Origin of the sequence: Nonlabens tegetincola (assembly GCF_002954355.1) — a bacterium.
Taxonomy (GTDB): domain Bacteria; phylum Bacteroidota; class Bacteroidia; order Flavobacteriales; family Flavobacteriaceae; genus Nonlabens; species Nonlabens tegetincola.
Window position 1 is genome coordinate 21,451 of the sequence record NZ_MQVV01000010.1, and the last position, 20,592, is coordinate 42,042.

The following is a 20,592-nucleotide window of genomic DNA, read 5'->3' on the forward strand; positions in this document are numbered from 1 at the left end:
TTACTTATTGTTATTAAAAACGTCTTCTATTACTTTACTATGACGCAATTTTGAACGAGTTGCACTACCCGTTGCTGGTGCGGCATACATATTTCTTGAACATACTCGCCAGTTTCTTGTTTCTGGCATGTGCAGTAGTAAGTGAGCATATGCTCCCATGTTACGAGGCTCTTCTTGAGCCCAAACGATGTCCTCGCTACCGTAATTTTTTATAATTTCTTGAATTTGATTTACTGGTAAAGGGAATAGTTGTTCAATACGTACGATTGCAACATCGTTACGATTATTCTCTTTTCTATACTCTAATAAATCGTAGTAGAATTTACCTGATGTAAACACTAGTGTTTTTGCTTTCGCGAAAGCGGAATCACCAGCATCACTATCGATAATTTCTTGGAAATGTCCATTCTCAAACTCTTCTACTTTACTTACCGCTGCCGGTAATCTAAGCAATGATTTTGGAGTGAACACGATAAGTGGTTTACGATAATCCACAACCATTTGACGACGCAATAGGTGGAACATGTTTGCCGGAGTTGTACAATTTGCAACAAACATATTATCTCTAGCACATAGTTGCAGGTAACGTTCTGGACGAGCACTAGAGTGTTCAGCTCCTTGACCTTCATAACCATGTGGTAAAAGCATTACCAGCCCGTTTTGGTTTTTCCACTTATCTTCTCCAGCACTGATATACTGGTCAATCATAATCTGTGCACCATTTGAGAAATCTCCAAACTGGGCTTCCCAAATAGTCAATGTTTTTGGCCTAGCTAGTGCATATCCATACTCAAACCCTACAACACCATATTCTGAAAGATGTGAATTGTAAATCTCAAATTTACCAGTTGCGTCTAGATTGTTATGAAGGATAAACTCTTGCTCTTGATTTTCTGACTTTACAACTGCATGACGGTGTGAGAATGTACCGCGTTCTACATCCTGACCACTCATACGTATGTTATATCCTTCAAGCATTAAGCTACCATAGGCTAGGTGTTCTCCCATTGCCCAGTCTAGCTCATCCTTATCAAACATGGTTTGTCTAACCTCAACAATTTTCTTGATTTTACGTATGAAATTACGATCCTCTGGAAGTTGGGAGATTGTTTTGGTGATTTTTTCAAGCACCTCTCTTTTTACTCCAGTAGGCACTTTTTCCATCATTTTATCCTCAGTTGCTGTGTGGTATCCTTCCCACTCATCTTGCATGAAAGGTGTGATGATGGTATTTTCTTTTTTTCGCGAACTCTCTAGTTCTTCTTCTAATCCTTCTTTGTAGGATTTCTCAAGATTCTTTACGTGATCCTTATTGATCAGTCCTTCTTTAAGCAATTTATCAGCATAAATATCTCTAGAATTCTTATGCTTTTTAATTGCTTTATATAATTGGGGTTGAGTGAACATAGGTTCATCACCTTCATTGTGACCGTATTTTCTATAACCTAATAGGTCAATAAAAACATCACGCCCAAACTCCATTCTGTAATCTAGCGCAAAATTCATCGCATGGACTACAGCTTCGGCATCATCGGCATTTACATGAAGAACTGGTGATAAAGTAACTTTTGCTATATCAGTACAATATGTACTTGATCTAGCATCTAAGTAATTAGTTGTAAAACCTACCTGATTATTAACAACAACATGAATGGTTCCTCCTGTTTTATAAGCTTCTAGCTGTGCCATTTGCACCACTTCATAAACAATCCCTTGTCCAGCGACAGCAGCATCACCATGTAATACGATAGGTAAGGTCTTACTCATATCATTAGGCGTGTGCATGTCCTGTTTAGCTCTTGCGATACCTTCTACGACCGCTCCTACAGTTTCAAGGTGTGATGGATTAGGAACAATATTGATGTTAATATCATTTCCATTATCAGTCTTGCGCTTGCTTGTGTAACCTAAGTGGTACTTAACATCACCATCAAAGATGTCTTGTTCATAATCCTTTCCATCAAATTCTGAAAAGATATCAGTTACTGGCTTACCAAATATATTGGTAAGAACATTAAGACGTCCACGGTGTGCCATTCCTAGTACAAATTGATTAACGCCTTTATCGGCAGCGTTTTCAATTAATGCATCAAGACCAGGAATTAAAGACTCGTTACCTTCTAATGAGAATCTTTTTTGACCTACATATTTTGTATGTAAGAAAGATTCAAAAGATACTGCTTCGTTTAATTTTTTCAGAATTTGTTTTTTCTGATTTTCATTAAATTTTGCGTGATTATTATTTTGGTGTAACCAGTTTTGTATCCACTTTACCTCATCTGGTTTTCTTATATACATATACTCTACACCTATACTTTCACAGTAAACCATCTTAAGATGATCTATGATAGTTTGAAGTGTAGCTTTTCCTATACCTATAAGTTCTCCAGAGTCAAACTCTTTGCCCAAATCTTCATTAGACAATCCAAAGTTCTGGATATCTAATTTAGGGTCATAGTTACGTCGCTCTCTTACCGGATTTGTTCTTGTAAACAAATGTCCTCTAGAACGATAGGCATCTATAAGTTTAACAACTTGAAATTCTTTTTTAACATTATCGGGAACTGTAACGCTGCTTCCCTGATGTTCTACTACTAAGTCACCTTCATGAGCACTTTCCATACCGAAATCAAAGCCTTGGAAGAAAGCTCTCCATGAAGGTTCAATGCGATCTGGATTGATCAAATATTCGTCGTAAAGCTGAGCAAAGTAAGCAGTGTGTGCTGCGTTCAGAAATGAATACTTATCCATAAAATTGTAAGGAAATTTCCTTTTTTTCAAATATGATAGCAAAAGTAAAGAAAAGTGCTCGCTTGACATCGACTTTTGTATATTTATAACGATTGAAATTCCTAAAACTCAGAATAATGAAAAACAGACATTCTAACATTATTGCATTTTTCATAATTTTTACCTTGGTAATTTGTAAATCTTTCAGTCAGTCTACTACCACAGAGTCAGATTTTTGGAATAAAGTAAGATTTGGAGGAAATATTGGAGCTGGATTTAATAACAATTTCACCTCAATCATTATTGCTCCACAAGCTATTTATCAACTTAAACCTAATTTTGGGGTTGGTTTAGGCTTAAATTACAGCTATTCTGAAAGAGATGTTAATAATGCTAGTTTTCAAGATTTCTCGTCAAATATTTATGGAGCTAGTATAATTGGTATTGCAAATCCTATTGATTATTTACAGGTAAGCGCGGATTTTGAATATTTCTACGTGAATCAAAATTTTGAAAACAGTGCTTTGGATAGAGAGTACTGGGTACCTGCACTATTTCTAGGTGCTGGTTATCGACAAGGGAATTTTGTTATTGGATTTAGGTATGACATTCTTTACAATGATGATAAAAGCATCTACAACAATGGTTTACAACCATTTGTAAGATTACTCTTCTAATTATTGCCTCAATCTAAATTGAATTTTCACCCATTCTCGATACAAGAACCCTATTACTATACCATGTTCCAAGTGTCGTTCCTGCACATCTGCCAGGTAATACAATTGCTGTAACTTGGGATCGCTATCTTCTATTGCGTCTGATAATAATTGGATAACGGATTCCAGAAATTCGTCCGGCGTGTCAGACTGCACAACTGGATAACCACTGCGCTCCAAATCTTTATTGATTTGATTGCGATAAAGTGAAAACACGTGATGTCGTTGCAGCTTATCTTTAATAAGCTCTAATTGATGAGACATTTTATACTTTTTTGTAAATGGTTTGTTTCACGCTTTCGCGAAAGCGAATCATTTAATAATTCACTCAAACAACAAATTAAGGTAATAGTAACAACTTTTTACAGACAAAAAGAGTAAAATTGGATAGCATACTCAATACATGACCAATAAAGATCTATTTAAAATTGCCGAAACTTTTTTTGAAGACAAAGGATGGACACCGTTTCCTTTTCAAAAAAACGCATGGCATGCCTTTTTAAAAGGAAAACACGGCTTGCTCAATGCACCAACGGGTAGTGGTAAAACGTATGCTCTTTGGATCGCGATTGTGTTAAATTACATCAAACAAAATCCCGATTATAAGAAAAAGCCCAGTAAAGGATTAAAAGCTGTCTGGATAACACCTTTACGATCTCTGTCGAATGAAATTGCACAAACCACACAATCCTTTGTAGATGCTATTGAATTACCCTTTAAAGTGGGAATAAGAACAGGTGATACATCGAGCAAGGAAAGAAGCGCTCAAAAAAAGAGCATGCCCGATTTATTAATTACAACTCCTGAAAGTTTACATTTATTACTAGCAAGTAAAGATTGTAATAATACTTTTAAAACGTGTGAAGCTCTAGTCATTGATGAATGGCATGAGCTGCTGGGCACTAAACGAGGTGTACAAATGGAACTAGCCATTTCCCGTTTGAGAACAATAAGTTCAGGAATAAGGATTTGGGGAATTAGTGCTACCATTGGAAATTTAAATCAGGCTCAAGATGTCTTATTAGGCGTTCCTACCCACGAACATAATACGCAATTGAATGACAATGTAATCCCTAAAGATTGTGTTTTAATAAAGGCAAATATTAAAAAGGACATTAAGGTACAATCCATCATCCCCAAAAAGATGGATAAAATGCCATGGAGAGGCCACTTAGGTTTGCACTTATTGGAAGACGTTGTACACATAATAAACTCCAGTAAAAGCACTTTAATATTTACAAACACAAGAGCGCAATGTGAAATATGGTTTCAAGCATTGATGAGCAGCCATCCAGAATTTGCTGGTGAGGTAGCTATGCATCATGGATCTATTAATAAAGAAACTCGCATATGGGTAGAAAACGCGATACGCAATGAGTCGTTAAAGGCTTGTGTTTGTACCTCATCATTAGATTTAGGAGTAGATTTTGCACCGGTAGAAACAATCATCCAAGTAGGTGGTCCAAAAGGGGTTGCGCGATTTTTACAAAGGGCTGGTCGTAGTGGACATAGACCTGGAGAGACCAGTGTAATCTACTTTTTACCTACACACGCACTTGAACTTATTGAAGCAAGTGCGCTGCAAAAAGCGGTAACAAATCAAGCCGTTGAAGACAGGCTGCCCTACCTATTATGTTACGATGTGCTCATTCAATATCTATGTACACTAGCAGTAGGTGGTGGTTTTTATCCCGATCAAATTTATAAGGAAATTAAACAAACTTTTTGCTTTCAATCCATTAGCCAGGATGAATGGCAATGGTGTCTCAATTTTATTGTTCATGGAAGCAATAGTTTAAGTAACTACGATGAATATAAAAAAGTAGAAATAGATGATACCGGTCGGTATTTTATCGATTCTAGAGCAATAGCGATGAGACATCGATTACAAATAGGAACCATTGTTACGGGACAAGATGTGACTGTGAAATACGTGACAGGTGGATATGTAGGAACTATTGAAGAGTATTTTATAAGCAAACTTAATCGTGGTGATGTGTTTGTATTTGCTGGACGCACTTTAGAATTTGTACGACTAAAGGGAATGGTAGCACAAGTACGCATTTCAAATAAAAAGAAAGGACAAGTGAGCAATTGGCAAGGTAGTCGTTTACCGCTGAGCTCTCAATTAGGTGAATTGCTTAGGGAAGAGATGATAAATTTTCAAACAGGGAAAAAGAAATCACCAGAGGTGCAAGCTCTTAAAGATATTATTAAACGTCAACAACAAGAAAGCATCATACCACTACCTGATCAATTTTTAATAGAAACCTTTAAAACTAGAGAAGGATACCATTCGGTATTTTATCCGTTTGAAGGAAGATTTGTTCATGAAGCCATGGCAGGTTTGATCGCTTATAGAGTAAGTTTGCTTCAGCCCATTTCTTTTTCACTTGCCTTTAACGATTACGGTTTTGAATTACTAAGTGATCAGCCTTTTAATATGCAAGACCTATTGGATAACAACCTACTTACACCCGATATGCTATCCCAAGATATGATAGCTAGTGTTAATGCCACAGAATTAGCTAAAAGACAGTTTAGAGACATCGCAGTAATTGCAGGATTGGTCTTTACTGGTTATCCCAACAAAATCATTAAAACAAAACATTTACAAAATAGCAGTCAATTATTATTTGAAGTATTCAAAGACAATGAACCAGATAATCTTCTCTTGCGACAAGCCTATACAGAAACTTACGAGCAACAAATAGAAGAATACCGCTTGCGCGAAAGCCTAGAACGTATAAAGTCGCAAGACATCATCTGGAATCAGTGTGATAAACCTACACCCTTTTCATTCCCAATAATTACCGATAGATTGAGAGCTAAATTATCGAGTGAAAAACTAGCTGACCGCATTAAACGAATGCAATTGAAATGGGAATAATTGTATTATTTTCCAGTAAATAAGTTTTGTGATAAATCAAGTCTAAACGCCTTGAGAAAAGTAATGCTTACAAGATTTAAAAAGCTATTAAAACTCGTACCTTTTCCCTACTTTTGCACACCTTAAAACACTGGTGACATGAGTACTAAATTCAATGAATACAAAGGTTTAAATCTTCCTGAAGTTGATAAGAAAATCAAACAATTCTGGAAAGATCAGGACATCTTCAACAAGTCGGTAACTACAAGAGAAGGTAACGAACCTTTTATTTTCTTTGAAGGACCACCATCGGCAAATGGATTGCCTGGTATTCACCATGTTATGGGTCGTACTATCAAGGATTTGTTCTGTCGTTTTAAGACACAGCAAGGCTATCAAGTTAATCGTAAAGCTGGATGGGATACGCACGGTTTACCAGTGGAACTAGGTGTGGAAAAAGCTTTAGGCATTACCAAAGAAGATATAGGTACTAAAATATCTATTGAAGAATACAACCAAGCCTGTAAAGACGCTGTATTAAAATACACCGATATATGGAGTAACCTAACTGAGGATATGGGTTATTGGGTAGATATGGAAGATCCATACATAACCTACAAGCCTAAATACATGGAAAGTGTATGGTGGTTACTTAAAGAAATTTATAATAAAGATTTACTTTATAAAGGTTACACCATCCAACCTTATTCACCAGCTGCCGGAACAGGTTTGAGTTCGCACGAATTAAACCAACCAGGATGCTACCGTGATGTTACAGATACAACTGTGACTGCGCAGTTTAAAGTAACTGATCCTGCACAGTTACCGTTTATCACTCAAGGTGAAGTTTTCTTCCTAGCATGGACTACTACTCCATGGACTTTACCATCTAACACAGCGCTTACTGTTGGACCAAAGATTGACTACGTACTTGTAGAAACTTTCAACCAATATACAGGTGAATCAATGCAAGTCATACTAGCAGAAGCCCTTGTAAGCTATCAGTTTGGTAAGAAATATGAACATTTTGATAATGACGCTTTCGCGAAAGCGAAACAAGAATACAAACTGGGCGACAAAAAAATACCATATACGCTATTAGGAACTTGCAAAGGAGTAGATCTGGTAAATATCAAATACGACCAACTACTGGAATATGCATTACCTTATGAAAATGCAGAAAATGCTTTTAGAGTAATAGCAGGCGATTTTGTAACTACAGAAGATGGAACTGGTATTGTACACACTGCACCAACCTTTGGAGCAGATGATGCACTTGTAGCAAAACAAGCAACTCCAGAAATTCCACCAATGCTAGTATTGGATGAAAACAACAATCCTGTACCGCTTGTAGATTTACAAGGTAAATTTAGAGGAGACTTACCTTTTATAGGTGGCAAGTATGTGAAAAACGAATACTATAAAGACAATGCTCCAGAACGCAGTGTCGATGTAGAAATAGCCATCGCCCTAAAAGAACAAAATCGTGCTTTTAAAGTAGAAAAATATGTTCACAGTTATCCACATTGTTGGAGAACTGACAAGCCTGTACTTTATTATCCGCTAGATAGCTGGTTTATCAAAGCTACGGCTTTCAAAGACCGTATGCACGAGTTAAATAAGACCATTAATTGGAAACCAAAATCAACTGGTGAAGGAAGATTTGGTAACTGGCTGGCTAATGCCAATGATTGGAATCTTTCTAGATCACGTTTTTGGGGAATCCCACTACCTATATGGCGCAATGAGACAGGGACTAAAGAAATCATAATAGGCTCTGTAGAAGAACTAATGAACGAGATAGAAAAATCTATCGCCGCTGGTGTTATGTCAAAAAATCCGTTTGAAGGATTTACAGCTGGTGATATGAGTGATCAAAACTATGATTTGATTGATTTACACAAAAATGTTGTAGATCAAATAATACTTATTGCTGATAATGGAGAGCACTTGCACCGCGAGGCAGACTTGATTGACGTATGGTTTGATAGTGGTTCAATGCCGTATTCCCAATGGCACTATCCATTTGAAAATAAAGAAGCCGTAGAGAACGGTTTACGCAAGGCAGATTTTATAGCCGAAGGTGTGGATCAAACTCGTGGATGGTTTTACACACTACATGCTATTGCTACTATGATTAGTGACGATGTTGCTTACAAAAATGTAGTATCAAACGGACTGGTTCTGGATAAGAATGGTCAAAAAATGTCTAAGCGATTAGGGAATGCAGTGGACCCATTTGAGACTTTAGGCAAATATGGCGCCGATGCCACAAGATGGTACATGGTGAGTAATGCAAATCCTTGGGACAACCTAAGATTTGATACTGATGGTATTCAAGAAGTGCAGCGTAAGTTTTTTGGAACCTTGTATAATACCTATAGCTTTTTTGCCCTGTATGCAAATGTTGATGGCTTTAAATACGATGAAGAGGACATTCCATTAAATGAACGTCCAGAAATTGATCGATGGATCCTGTCTGAACTTAATACTCTTATCAAAGACACAACAGCTTTCTACGAGGAATACGAACCTACTAGAGCTGCAAGAGCAATCACCACCTTTGTGACAGAGAATTTAAGTAACTGGTACGTAAGATTATGTAGAAGACGTTTTTGGAAAGGTAGTTACGAGCAAGATAAAATCGCTGCTTATCAAACCCTATATACTTGTTTGAAAACAGTAGCTCAATTAGGCGCTCCTATCGCTCCTTTTTTCATGGATCAATTATACCGTGACTTGACAAGTGTTTGCGAGAGCAACAGCAGTGAAAGTGTACACCTATCCCAATTCCCTATCGCAAACAACGATCTTATCAATAGTGAGTTAGAGGAAAAAATGCACAAAGCACAAGTGATTTCAAGTCTCACACTTTCATTACGTAAAAAAGAAAGCATTAAAGTAAGACAACCCTTGCAACGTGTTATGATTCCTGTTTTAGACACTAAGGACAAGGCTCAAATAGAAGCTATTGCAGATCTAGTAAAGAGCGAGGTAAATGTTAAAGAGGTGGAGTTAATCGATGACGCAAGTGGGATACTTGTTAAAGAAATAAAGCCAAACTTTAAAGTTCTGGGACCTCGTTTTGGTAAGGAAATGGGCAAGATCGCTGGGAAAATCAAAAGTTTTCAACAAGAAGACATTGCTTTGTTAGAAAAAAATGGAGAAATTAACATAAACATTAATGGTACTGATACTATATTGAGCCTCGAAGACGTTGAGATAACATCTTCGGATATAGAAGGATGGCTAGTTGCTAATCAATCAGGCATTACAGTTGCGCTCGATGTAACTATTTCTCCAGAGCTCAAACAGGAAGGGATTTCACGTGAATTAGTGAATCGTATTCAAAACATAAGAAAGGACTCCGGACTCGAGGTAACAGACCGCATAACGATCACAATGCAATCGCACCCAGAAATGGATGCTGCGGTAGAGAAAAATGCCCAGTATATTAAAGATGAAACATTAGCCAATGATTTAACAATAACACAATCTGTAGATAACGGTACGATAATTGAGTTTGACGACATTGCGACCGCAATACAGATAACAAAACAATAAATTATGAGCGATGTAGAAGTAAAAAAGGAACGTTATAGCGATGAAGATCTAGCATACTTTAAAGAGTTAATTGAAGCTAAAATTAAAGATGCACAAGAGCAGTATGAGCTTATTAAAAGCTCCTATGCAAACGATGCTAATAATGGTACTGATGATACCGCACCACAATTCAAAGCATTTGATGAAGGTAGTGAGGTCATGAGCAAGGAAGCAAACGCGCAACTTGCGATTCGTCAAGAGAAATTTATAAGAGATCTTAAAAATGCTCTTATAAGAATTGAGAACAAAACGTACGGTATTTGCCGTAAACTAGGCAAAAAGATCAAGAAAGAACGCCTAGAGCTTGTTCCACATGCCACTCTAAGTATAGAGGCTAAAAACATGCAATAACAAATTACTTCTCCCTAAATACAGGCCTTTTATGAGCTATCTGCATGGTATTACAAATCAGATAACTTGTAAAAGGTTTTTTTATACCAGTGTTTTAGTGTTGTTCGCTTTCGCGAAAGCGTACTCTCAAGACAACTCTTCAAATACTAGAGCTACAACATTTACCGCAGGTAACCTGCGTACCTTAATGATTGAACTTAATGAGTATGCCGAAATCCATTTACAAGCTACTCAAACAACTAATATATCCATAACGACAACACAACGTGGTGAATATAAAGAAGCCGTTGAACTCACTCATTATATTAAAAATGACACGGTATTTTTTAAAGATCCAATCTCAAATATCTATCAAAAACCTGATGATAAACTAGCTGCTCACAAAGTGACAGACGCAGTAGTAAAAATGGTAATACCACACGACATGAATCTAAATATTGTTGCGCAAAGTGCTTCAATTCATACACGAGGTTTATTTTCTTATATTCAGATTAATTGTACATCTGGCGCTATCACTATTGAAGACCCTAATTGCGACCTGGACATCACCAACATTCTAGGTTCTACGACTATTTATTGCGATTCTATTTCACCAGAAATTCGTCTAGGAAAAAAAGCGACATTTAATGATAAAAGAAGAAAAAAACGTCCCAATAAAAATGGTGGTATCATTCAAACATCTTCTGGTAATATTAGCATTTTAAATACAGAGGATAAGTAGTATTTTAGCAGTTCACAAAAGCCGTACATGAAATTATCAAAAGCATTACTTATTGTTTTTTCAGTTCTCCTACTGGATCAAATAAGTAAGATATATATTAAACTTAATTATCAACTAGCAAGTAATTCAAATGATGCCATACTAGATTGGGGTAAATTCAAATTAGTTTTTTATGAAAATGCTGGCGCAGCATGGGGAACCGAAATCCCAGGAGATTATGGTAAGATAATCTTAGTAGTTTTCAGAATTTTTGCTGTAATGGGAATAGGTTATTGGCTATGGAGCAGTATTAAAAAACACAGTCATAAAATACTAATCATATGCATATCCTTAATTCTCGCTGGTGCGATAGGAAATATAATCGATAGTGTGTTTTATGGTGTTTTATTTTCTGACAGCTACCATGGTGTAGCAGAATTTTTACCAGAGGAAGGTGGATACGCTCCTATTTTCTATGGAAAGGTAGTAGACATGCTTTACTTCCCTTTATTTGATGGAACTTTTCCTAATTGGGTTCCAGGTATAGGAGGAAATAAATTTACATTTTTCAATGCTGTTTTTAATATTGCAGATAGTGCGATTACGATTGGTGTAATTCTGCTGCTACTTTTCAGTAAAAAAGCTTTTCCTAAAAATTAATTCTAGGAAGAAATCTTATTGAAAATTTCGAGTAAATGTGTTTTAGATAGTGGTTTTGTAATGAAATCACTTACAAGAGCGTGTTTCTTTGCTTTAGCAATTTCATTTTGATTAATACTAGAACTTACCACTAATAAATGTATTCCTTTTTCTTGTAAGGCAGCGGTGTGATCTTCTAAGACATCTAGTAATTCCCATCCATTCATGATAGGCATATTCAGATCTAATAAGACAACCTGCGGCGCCTCGATTTTATCTTTTAAAACGAGCTCAAAAAACTTTAATGCCTGATCACCATTTTCAAAAAGTACAAGTTCATCAACGAGATCATATTTATCTACAATCATACTCATCAAGCTCACATAGAGCCGATCATCATCAATAATACAAGCTTTTTTTAAAACGCTCATTTTTAAAATTTAATAGTAAACGACGTTCCTTTATTTAATTTGCTTTTTACCATGACATCACCACCTAAGCTTTCTACTTGATTTTTAAGAACAAATAAACCTATACCTTGTGACTCACCACTAGCATCAGTTGATTCAAACATTTTAAAGATATAATCTGCCTGTTTGTTCATATCTATACCGACGCCGTTATCTTTAAAAACCAATAGTTTCCTCTTATTTTTAACCTTAGTTCTTACCTTGATTCTAAGAGGTTCTTTTCTACTTCTAAATTTAATACTATTAGATATAAGTTGAATGAAAATATTTTTTAAAAACGAAGGCACATAATTTATCACGGATAGATCTGTGAAATCACCTCTAACTTTTGCATCAATAGCAAGAAGCTCTTCTTTAAACTCAAGTAAACACTCTTTGAAAATTGTTTCTAAGTTAACCTGTTGAACCTTTTTTTCTTCTATATTAATAGTAACGACCTGGTTGAGATGCTCCAATGTGGATGACAGGTTGTTGCTTATTTCGGTTAGATAATTAAAGAAAATATCTGTTTGTTGACCTTTATCTCTTATATCATTAAACGCATCTAAAGTAAGCTGTAAATTGCTAGCGTGAGATCTAAGGTTGTGCGAAACTATATGTGCAAAATGGACCAATCTATCATTTTGCTCTTGAATAAGTTTTGCTCTATTTTCAAGCTCATTGCCTCTTCTTACAAACCTATCAATACTGGTGAACACACCTCTAACCCCAACAATGTTATGCTCGCTATCATGTAAAGGTTTACCACTGGCCTTTGCCCAGAAGACATTACCATGATAATCTTTCATTTCAATATCGAGAACAAAGCTACCGCCATTGATACAAGAGTAGAACAGTTCTACTGCTTTCTTACGATCAGCAAAAAAACTGAGTGCAGAGTGAATGTCTAGATTATAGTTTTTAGGTATATCCAAAATATTTCTTCCAATATCATCGATATAACCTTCTCCTGTCTTTAAGTTACCACTGTAAGCTCCAGTAACGGTAAGCTCTGCAGTTTCACTTAAAAAATATTCTTTATCCTCTAATAATTTTTTAAGAGGTTGATTGGATTTTTCTATCATCGTTCTTAGGGAAAAACGTGAATCTTATTTATTAGGAACAATTCCTTTAGAATCTAAAACTATGAATTAAATGTTAATTAACAAAAGTCAAAATTTAACTTAGGTAATATTTTTAATCATTCTTTGTTATACGGTATATTTTTTCTGGCGTAACAACCATATCTAATGTAACATCCATGTCGTGAACATCCTCAATTTCATTTATTGGTTCAAAAAAAGAAATACCTATTTTCAATACGTTTGGTCGGCAATTGGCTAAAAACCTATCATAAAAACCTTTCCCGTAACCTACCCTGTAACCTTTTTCATCTGTTATTAATAAAGGAACAAAAACTACATCCATAAGATGATCCCTAATTCTTTCTCCATTAATAGGCTCTGGGATTCCATATTTGTTTTCTTTTATTACAGTTTGCTCTTCTAACAAAATATTGATCATTTGAATAGAATCAAAATCACTATGACTAATAACAATATTTTTATCCTTGGACATAAGGATATTCATAATAGGTTGGGTATCGACTTCATTCCACTTCTTTATAGGTAGGAACAAATGGTAATAATCATAATGCCAAATATCTAATTGAAGTAAGTTATTAGCAATTTGAACGCTCTTGTGCTGCACCTCATCTGTAGATAAGGATAGGCGCTTTTTTTTATAAAGTTTACGTAACTGAGCCTTATTCATCTTTAGAGATATGAAAAATAGCATCGCCCTGATAAACTACTGGTCCATAATTAACATTGAGCAAGAAGGTATCATGCGGTGCTTTTATTTCATGTCGCAATTTTCCATACGGATCCGTAATACTAGCGATAATTTCATCTTTTTTTACTTTATCGCCTGCCTGAGCTTTAGGATGAATAAAGCCGGATTTTTTCGCTCTTAACCATGAAGATTTAGTGATCTCGACAGTAGTATGATTAACAGAAATATCCGGCAGACCTTCTGTTACCATATCTAAATGCTCTAAAACTCTTAAAACTCCTTTTACAGCCTCGACAGCAATCGTTTTGTCGCTATCGCCTGATTTACCACCTTCATATAACAAATAAGGAATACCTTTTTTTGAACATGTCGCTCTAAAAGTTTTTGAAATATTACTTGAAAAGTACAAGCAAGGTGCGTTGAATACTTTTGCCAATTCAATAGATTTACTCTCTGCGGCATCAACTCTTAGGTGAGGTGCATTATAACGTTGAGCTCCACCGGTATGAAAATCCATAACAATATCAACTATTGGCAACACTTCATTAGAAAGTTGATAAGCAAAACGGCTAGCTAAAGAACCCTTTTTTGTTCCAGGAAAAACTCTATTCAAGTCTCTACCATCAGGAAACTCTCTTTTTAACTGCAAGAAACCAAAAATATTAACTACCGGAATACATATTATGGTCCCACGTTTAGGTTTGTTCCAGCCGTGCGCTATAATTTGACGCACAACCTCAATCCCGTTAATCTCATCGCCATGAATACCACCTGTAAGTAACACAACAGGTCCATCTAGTTCACCACGCTCAATAATGACTGGCACTTCAACTTCAGAAGTTGAATAAAGTTTTACTTTATTGAGATTGAGTGTATAACTATTACCTGCTTTAATTTCGGTTCCTAATATTCTCAATGCTTACATGTTTTTTTCTATGAACTTGATAATTTCACGAGCGATATTATACCCAGTCGCTCCTTCAATTCCTTCTAATCCAGGAGAACTGTTCACCTCGAGGACTAAAGGTCCTCGTGAACTTTGTAATAAATCAACACCACAAACCCCTAATCCTAGCGCTTTGGCTGCGGCAAGAGCCGTGCGTTCTTCTTCAGGAGTTAATTTGATTTTTGATGCTGTTCCACCACGATGTAAATTGGATCTAAACTCGCCTTTTTTGGCTTGTCTTTTCATCGCTCCTACCACTTTATTCCCAACCACAAAGGCTCTTAAATCGGCGCCACCAGCTTCTTTTATGAATTCCTGAATTATTACCCTTGTTCTTAGATCATTATGAGCATCTATAATGGCGTCTGCAGCCTCTAGAGATTCTGCTAGATTTACACCTATTCCTTGTGTCCCTTCTAGCACTTTGATGACTACTGGTGGTCCACCTACTTGCTCACAAATTTCATCTGTGTGTTCACCAAAATTAGTGAAAACCGTTTTTGGCATTCCCACACCGCTACGAGCTAGTTTTTGCAAACTTTGTAATTTATCTCTTGAGGTAACTAGCGCCTGACTACTCACAGTTGTAAAACAATTCATCATCTCAAATTGTCGTACAATAGCGGTTCCATAAAAAGTGATACTAGCTCCTATTCTAGGTATTACAGCGTCTGGCACGGGTAATCTCTCACCGTGATAATAAACACTGGGCTTATGTTTTTCTAGTTTTATATCGCAATGCAATACATTTATAGCCCTGGCTTTATGTCCTGCATTTTTTGCCTCTTCTAGTAATCGCTTTGTACTGTATAATGTGGTACTGCGTGATAGAATATCAATTTTCATTTTGTGAAAGTATAAAAGAAAGGTCTTGTAATTCGGTATCCACTACAAATTTCTTAGATAAAAATTTACGCCCTATTAAAACAGGGTACCTCATTTCCTTGCGATCAGATAGTGTAAGGGATATTACATAATGTTTTTTGAATAAGGTAATAATAGTTTTTACCTCATACCTTAATTGTGACTGACCGTTACTACTGCGTACTTGGGTAATTTCATACTCCTCAAAATACATTTTTCGACCGTTGTACTTGGGATGTTCTGGATCAAGAAAATTTGCAGTAAGCGCACCGTCTTCCTCTCCAATATCAGTACAATAAATGGACGATGTATAAGCTCCTGTATCGATTTTTATATCAATATCTAGAAATCCAAGTTCAGGAAAATGAGCACGATCTGTGCGACCTATGGTTATTTTTTTTGTCAAGTATTTAAAATGATTTAAAAATTGGGTTCTGTTTCGCTTTCGCGAAAGCGAAATCAACATACTCCATCACATATTACGAAAATTCGCGGCAAAAAAAGACAATTCTTCTCATATATTTATAATGATAACATTCCATTAACGCACACTAATAATTTTGAGCAGAAATTTGAAAAAAAATTATCATGAATAAATTTTGGATTTTCCTTTTGTTATTAGCCACTACTTTAAACGCTCAACAAGACTTATTGCAGTCTGGTCCTATGGTAGGATATTCTGCTTATCGAGAAGCCTTAATTTGGGTTCAAACTACACAGCCAGCTCAGGTCAAAATAGGTTATTATAAAGAAGGTGAACAAGAGGTTTTTACTCCGACAGTAACAACAAGTATTGAGGATGATTTTATTGCAAAACTATATCCTAGACAGGTAGAATTTGGTACTCAATATACCTATAAATTATACATCAATAATGTACATGTACCTAGAGATTACAAGTTGTCATTCAAAACGCAGGCATTATGGCAATATCGTACGGAACCGCCTAACTTTTCATTTGCTATAGGCTCATGTGCTTTTATAAATGAAAAGAAGGACGATAGACCTAATCCTTATGGAGATGGTTATGAAATATTTAATAGTATACTCGCTAAACAGCCTGATTTTATGCTATGGACTGGTGATAATACTTATTTACGTACACCTGATTTTATGACTGAAACAGGAATACGCCATCGTCATAGACATACTCGCAGTACTCCAGAATTACAACCTCTTTTAGGTAGTGTACATCACTATGCTACATGGGACGATCATGATTATGGCCCTAATAATGCAGACAGGAGTTATGTAAATAAACATATTGCAGAAAAAGCCTTTAATGATTACTGGGGTAATCTTAATACAAATGCTGCTGGTAATGGTGGTGTAGCCCAACACTTTTCATGGGCCGATGTTGAAGTATTCATGCTAGACAACAGGTATCATAGAGCTCCTAATGATAGTAGAGAAAAAAACAAAGCTTATTTTGGAATGGAGCAAGTTAATTGGTTAATCGACGCTCTTCAAAATAGTCGTGCTCCTTTTAAGATTATCGTGAGTGGTGGTCAGGTTGTGAGCGATGCTGCAAAGTTTGAAAACTATGCTACCTATCCTGAGGAAAGAGATTATTTATTCAAGCGTTTACATGAAGAAAGAATAAGCGGTGTTTTATTCATGAGTGGTGATAGGCATCACACAGAAATATCTAGACTAGAACGAGAAAATGCCTATCCTCTTATCGACATTACTTGTTCTCCATTGACCTCTGGAACACATGCTGCGAGAGACGAAGGAAACACACTTCAAGTGAAAGGCAAGACTTTTTATGAAAAAAACTTTGGGATTGTAGAAGTGAGTGGACCACGTAAAGAACGCAAATTAGTCCTCACTATATATGACCAAAATGGTAAAAAAGTATTTGACTATAGCATTACCGCAAAAGAATTGAGATATTAGAAAAGTAGTCCTAGCGGCACTACTTTTCTAACGCCTGTTCTAGGTCCTTTATTAAATCCTCAACATCTTCTATACCTATACTTAAACGAATAAGGGAATCCACTACACCAGTCTTTTCTCTTTCTTCCTTAGGAATACTTCCATGGGTCATTGTAACAGGATGACCAGCCAAGGATTCAATGCCTCCTAGGGATTCGGCTAGGGTAAAGAGATGTAGATTTTCTAGAATGGAAAGTGCACTTTCTTTGGTGTCATTTTTAGTACTGAAGGATATCATACCGCCGAAGTCTCTCATTTGACTGCTGGCAATTTCATGATTAGGATGACTTTTAAGACCAGGCCAGTATACCTTATCAACTTTAGAATGAGATTGTAGGAAGTTAGCAATTTGAGCAGCATTTTCACAGTGCCGTTGCATACGCACATGCAGCGTTTTAATACCACGCAACACTAGAAAACAATCTTGCGGACCTGGAATGGCTCCGCTTGCATTTTGAATAAAGTACAGTTTTTTAGCAAGTATTTCGTCATCAACCACAAGAGCGCCCAAAACCACATCACTATGACCACCTAAATATTTAGTTGCGCTATGCATTACTATATGAGCACCTAGCTCGATAGGGTTTTGAAGATAGGGCGTTGCAAATGTATTATCAACCACTACGAGTATATCTCTACTCTCTGTCAGTGTAGCTATAGCACGTATATCAATTATACTCATAGTAGGATTTGTAGGTGTTTCTACCCATATCATTTTGGTAGCGCTTGTGATATGCTCCTCAATTAAATGAGCATCTTTCATATCTACAAACTTGAATTTAACACCTAATTGTTCAAAAATTTGGGTGAATAATCGATAAGATCCACCATAAAGGTCACTAGTGGAAATGACTTCATCTCCTGGTTTTAATAATTTAAGAACCGCGTCTATGGCCGCCATACCTGATCCAAAGGTTATTCCGTACTGAGCATTCTCTATACTAGCAATGGCATTTTCTAGCGCTGTTCTAGTAGGATTTGCACTACGTGAATAAGCATAACCTTTATTTTTACCTGGACTCGATTGTTTGTAGGATGTTGTTTGATATATGGGTGGCATTACAGCATTATAAGCTGGATCGATATTTTTTTGGCCACCATGTATAGCTTTGGTATTGAATTTCATTTTCTCTTTTTCTAACTTGTGGTTGAAGATAACAAATTGCTATTATAGCGTGGCAATTGATGATTATTACGCTTTCGCGAAAGCGTATACCTTTCTATTTCAATACATAAAATTATATCATAATTCACATTAAGCTAGCGTACCTTTGCAACATGGAAAATAGATTCATTTATTTAAATACATGTAATACATGTAAACGTATTCAGAAAGAGTTGCATCTACCTGAATCTGTTATTCTTCAAAATACCAAAGAAGAACCTGTGACTGAAGAACAAGTGAATTTTTTAAAAGATCAAGCAGGATCTTATGAAGCCTTATTTAATAGAAGATCCCAACAGTACAGAGGTCGTGGTTTACATGAACAAAAGTTATCTGAAAAAGACTATAGATCACTATTGCTGGATCATTACTCCTTTATTAAACGCCCTATTCTAATACTTGATGGAGTTGCTTTTATAGGAAATAGTAAGAAAACTGTAGCAGCAGCTGCACAAGCACTTGGAAATGAGTAAAAGAGCAATTGCTATTGTATGTGCTTTTCTAGTCGCACTTTTTTACGCGTTTAATTTTACTGCAGCCAAAGAGGTTACTCCTGCACTTATAGGTCCTTACGGGCTTACTTTGTACCGTGTTTTAATTACCGGACTAATATTCTGGGGTTTAAGTTTTGTTTTTGCTCCTAGAACAAAAATGACCTTAAAGGAGCTTGCTCATATTGCATTGGCAGCTTTTTGCGGTGTGGGATTTAACATGCTTACCTTTATGAAAGGTTTGTCGCTTACATCACCTATAAGCGCAGCAGTTTTAATGGTTACTACTCCTATTTTGGTTCTTGTATTAAGCGCAATATTTCTTAAAGAAAAATTATTTGGGATTCGTATACTTGGGATTTTAATAGGTTTTTCTGGTGCTACTTTTCTTATTTTACAATCAACTGGTATAGGAGCAGATGCTTCAAACCCAACACTGGGGAATTTTTTGATTTTTGTAAATGCTCTTAGTTATGCGTTTTACATTATTCTAGCAAAAAAGCTCACACAGAAATACCATGTTCTAATCTTACTTAGGTGGCTGTATTTCTTTGGAGTATTATTTATTTTACCATTTGGCTATAATGAGATTGTTGCATTTGATATAAGTAGCGCCAGCTGGGAAACTTTAATGTTTATAGGTTACGTGATTGTGTTTGCTACATTAGGAACTTATGGTCTTAATATTATAGCGATCAAAAACCTAAAACCTAGTGTAGTAGCCGTGTTTGTCTATTTACAACCTTTACTGGCGACTATTATCGCTGTAAGTTTAGATAAGGATACTATTACCTGGCAAAAAATAGCTGCTGGGATAATGATTTTTTCTGGAGTGTTTTTAAGCAGCTTAAAGCAAAAGCAAAAAATCAGGACGACTTAACTAGCTCATCATGCAATGCAGCTGCCCATTGAACTGCATCAAGTAAACTTTGGAAGGTTTTGAATTTAGATTTCATGAACAAAGATTCAAGCTTTGCATTCTGTGTACCAACACTTGAATCGGTAACAACGGCATAACCTTTTAGAGAGAAAGTATGCATGAAAAATTTAAGCCAATCTACTGGCTTTACGTCATACTTATTAATCCTATTTGTTATGTATATTAAATTGCTACCATCGGTTTGATCGTAAAAATCAGTTACCTCTTCAATAACTAATTTTGCATGAGTCCAAGAAAAGGTAACGCCTTCATCAACTTCGGCAATGACAAATTTTTCAAACAAGTAGAACTTACCAAAAGGAAAATGAAGTTCCTTTAGCACCGAAGGATAAAATGGTGATTGTTCAACTGACTGCATATCTGCAATTTAATAGAATTGCCTATTTTAAGCAAATAA

The 20,592-nt window shown here is 36.0% G+C and carries 19 protein-coding genes; 9 read left to right on the forward strand and 10 right to left on the reverse strand.

Going from position 1 to position 20,592, the window contains the following annotated elements; all coding sequences use genetic code 11:
* Entirely contained in the window at window positions 1–2,751 is a 2,751-nt protein-coding gene (locus tag BST93_RS00570; protein WP_105017700.1) for a 2-oxoglutarate dehydrogenase E1 component, read from the reverse strand.
* Between the two features lie 116 nt (window positions 2,752–2,867).
* On the opposite strand from BST93_RS00570, the gene BST93_RS00575 reads away from it, so the two are divergent.
* Entirely contained in the window at window positions 2,868–3,407 is a 540-nt protein-coding gene (locus BST93_RS00575) for an alpha-ketoglutarate decarboxylase (protein ID WP_105017701.1), read from the forward strand.
* On the opposite strand, the gene BST93_RS00580 is transcribed toward BST93_RS00575, so the two are convergent.
* Window positions 3,408–3,710 carry a hypothetical protein gene (locus BST93_RS00580; RefSeq protein ID WP_042276335.1) on the reverse strand — a complete coding sequence of 101 codons (303 nt, stop codon included), beginning with the start codon at window positions 3,708–3,710 and terminating at the stop codon, window positions 3,408–3,410.
* A gap of 139 nt (window positions 3,711–3,849) precedes the next feature.
* Here BST93_RS00580 and BST93_RS00585 point away from each other — a divergent pair, with 139 nt between their 5' ends.
* The 5 genes from BST93_RS00585 (at window position 3,850) to BST93_RS00605 (ending at window position 11,629) form a co-directional block, all read left to right on the forward strand.
* A complete protein-coding gene (locus BST93_RS00585) occupies window positions 3,850–6,336 on the forward strand; it encodes a ligase-associated DNA damage response DEXH box helicase (RefSeq protein WP_105017702.1) in 2,487 nt (828 codons plus the stop codon).
* A 138-nt stretch (window positions 6,337–6,474) separates the two neighbouring features.
* Window positions 6,475–9,879 (forward strand): isoleucine--tRNA ligase, encoded by a 3,405-nt coding sequence (gene ileS / locus BST93_RS00590; protein WP_105017703.1) that lies wholly within the window; start codon window positions 6,475–6,477, stop codon window positions 9,877–9,879.
* Between the two features lie 3 nt (window positions 9,880–9,882).
* Complete coding sequence (locus BST93_RS00595; protein ID WP_042276339.1) at window positions 9,883–10,269, forward strand: TraR/DksA family transcriptional regulator; 387 nt, start codon at window positions 9,883–9,885, stop codon at window positions 10,267–10,269.
* 31 nt (window positions 10,270–10,300) lie between these two features.
* On the forward strand, window positions 10,301–10,990 hold the full coding sequence (locus tag BST93_RS00600) for a hypothetical protein (protein ID WP_105017704.1): 690 nt from the start codon (window positions 10,301–10,303) through the stop codon (window positions 10,988–10,990).
* Between the two features lie 27 nt (window positions 10,991–11,017).
* The gene (locus BST93_RS00605) at window positions 11,018–11,629 is read left to right on the forward strand and encodes a lipoprotein signal peptidase (protein ID WP_105017705.1); all 612 of its coding nucleotides are present in this window, start codon (window positions 11,018–11,020) and stop codon (window positions 11,627–11,629) included.
* 2 nt (window positions 11,630–11,631) lie between these two features.
* Here BST93_RS00605 and BST93_RS00610 read toward each other — a convergent pair whose 3' ends face one another.
* The 6 genes from BST93_RS00610 to BST93_RS00635 form a co-directional block, all read right to left on the reverse strand.
* Complete coding sequence (locus tag BST93_RS00610) at window positions 11,632–12,039, reverse strand: response regulator (protein ID WP_085775569.1); 408 nt, start codon at window positions 12,037–12,039, stop codon at window positions 11,632–11,634.
* 2 nt (window positions 12,040–12,041) lie between these two features.
* A complete protein-coding gene (locus tag BST93_RS00615) occupies window positions 12,042–13,142 on the reverse strand; it encodes a sensor histidine kinase (protein ID WP_105017706.1) in 1,101 nt (366 codons plus the stop codon).
* Between the two features lie 112 nt (window positions 13,143–13,254).
* Window positions 13,255–13,830: a 5-formyltetrahydrofolate cyclo-ligase gene (locus BST93_RS00620; RefSeq protein ID WP_105017707.1), complete on the reverse strand. Its 576-nt coding sequence runs from the start codon at window positions 13,828–13,830 to the stop codon at window positions 13,255–13,257.
* Window positions 13,823–14,767 carry a succinylglutamate desuccinylase/aspartoacylase family protein gene (locus BST93_RS00625; protein WP_082586918.1) on the reverse strand — a complete coding sequence of 315 codons (945 nt, stop codon included), beginning with the start codon at window positions 14,765–14,767 and terminating at the stop codon, window positions 13,823–13,825. The genes BST93_RS00620 and BST93_RS00625 overlap by 8 nt, the downstream gene beginning before the upstream one ends.
* 3 nt (window positions 14,768–14,770) lie before the next feature.
* Window positions 14,771–15,643 carry a 30S ribosomal protein S6--L-glutamate ligase gene (rimK, locus tag BST93_RS00630; RefSeq protein WP_060523344.1) on the reverse strand — a complete coding sequence of 291 codons (873 nt, stop codon included), beginning with the start codon at window positions 15,641–15,643 and terminating at the stop codon, window positions 14,771–14,773.
* A complete protein-coding gene (locus BST93_RS00635) occupies window positions 15,633–16,067 on the reverse strand; it encodes an ATP-dependent zinc protease family protein (RefSeq protein ID WP_042277260.1) in 435 nt (144 codons plus the stop codon). The genes rimK and BST93_RS00635 overlap by 11 nt, the downstream gene beginning before the upstream one ends.
* Before the next feature lie 182 nt (window positions 16,068–16,249).
* Between BST93_RS00635 and BST93_RS00640 the strand changes: the two genes are divergently transcribed.
* A complete protein-coding gene (locus BST93_RS00640; RefSeq protein WP_105017708.1) occupies window positions 16,250–17,560 on the forward strand; it encodes an alkaline phosphatase D family protein in 1,311 nt (436 codons plus the stop codon).
* Window positions 17,561–17,579: 19 nt separating this feature from the next.
* Here BST93_RS00640 and BST93_RS00645 read toward each other — a convergent pair whose 3' ends face one another.
* Window positions 17,580–18,755 (reverse strand): cystathionine gamma-synthase, encoded by a 1,176-nt coding sequence (locus BST93_RS00645; RefSeq protein WP_258150472.1) that lies wholly within the window; start codon window positions 18,753–18,755, stop codon window positions 17,580–17,582.
* Window positions 18,756–18,877: 122 nt separating this feature from the next.
* On the opposite strand from BST93_RS00645, the gene BST93_RS00650 reads away from it, so the two are divergent.
* Window positions 18,878–19,237 carry an arsenate reductase family protein gene (locus BST93_RS00650; protein WP_105017710.1) on the forward strand — a complete coding sequence of 120 codons (360 nt, stop codon included), beginning with the start codon at window positions 18,878–18,880 and terminating at the stop codon, window positions 19,235–19,237.
* On the forward strand, window positions 19,230–20,135 hold the full coding sequence (locus tag BST93_RS00655) for a DMT family transporter (protein WP_105017711.1): 906 nt from the start codon (window positions 19,230–19,232) through the stop codon (window positions 20,133–20,135). The genes BST93_RS00650 and BST93_RS00655 overlap by 8 nt, the downstream gene beginning before the upstream one ends.
* On the opposite strand, the gene BST93_RS00660 is transcribed toward BST93_RS00655, so the two are convergent.
* On the reverse strand, window positions 20,122–20,553 hold the full coding sequence (locus tag BST93_RS00660; RefSeq protein ID WP_105017712.1) for a hypothetical protein: 432 nt from the start codon (window positions 20,551–20,553) through the stop codon (window positions 20,122–20,124). The two genes, BST93_RS00655 and BST93_RS00660, sit on opposite strands and share 14 nt — an antisense overlap.
* Window positions 20,554–20,592 lie beyond the last annotated feature (39 nt).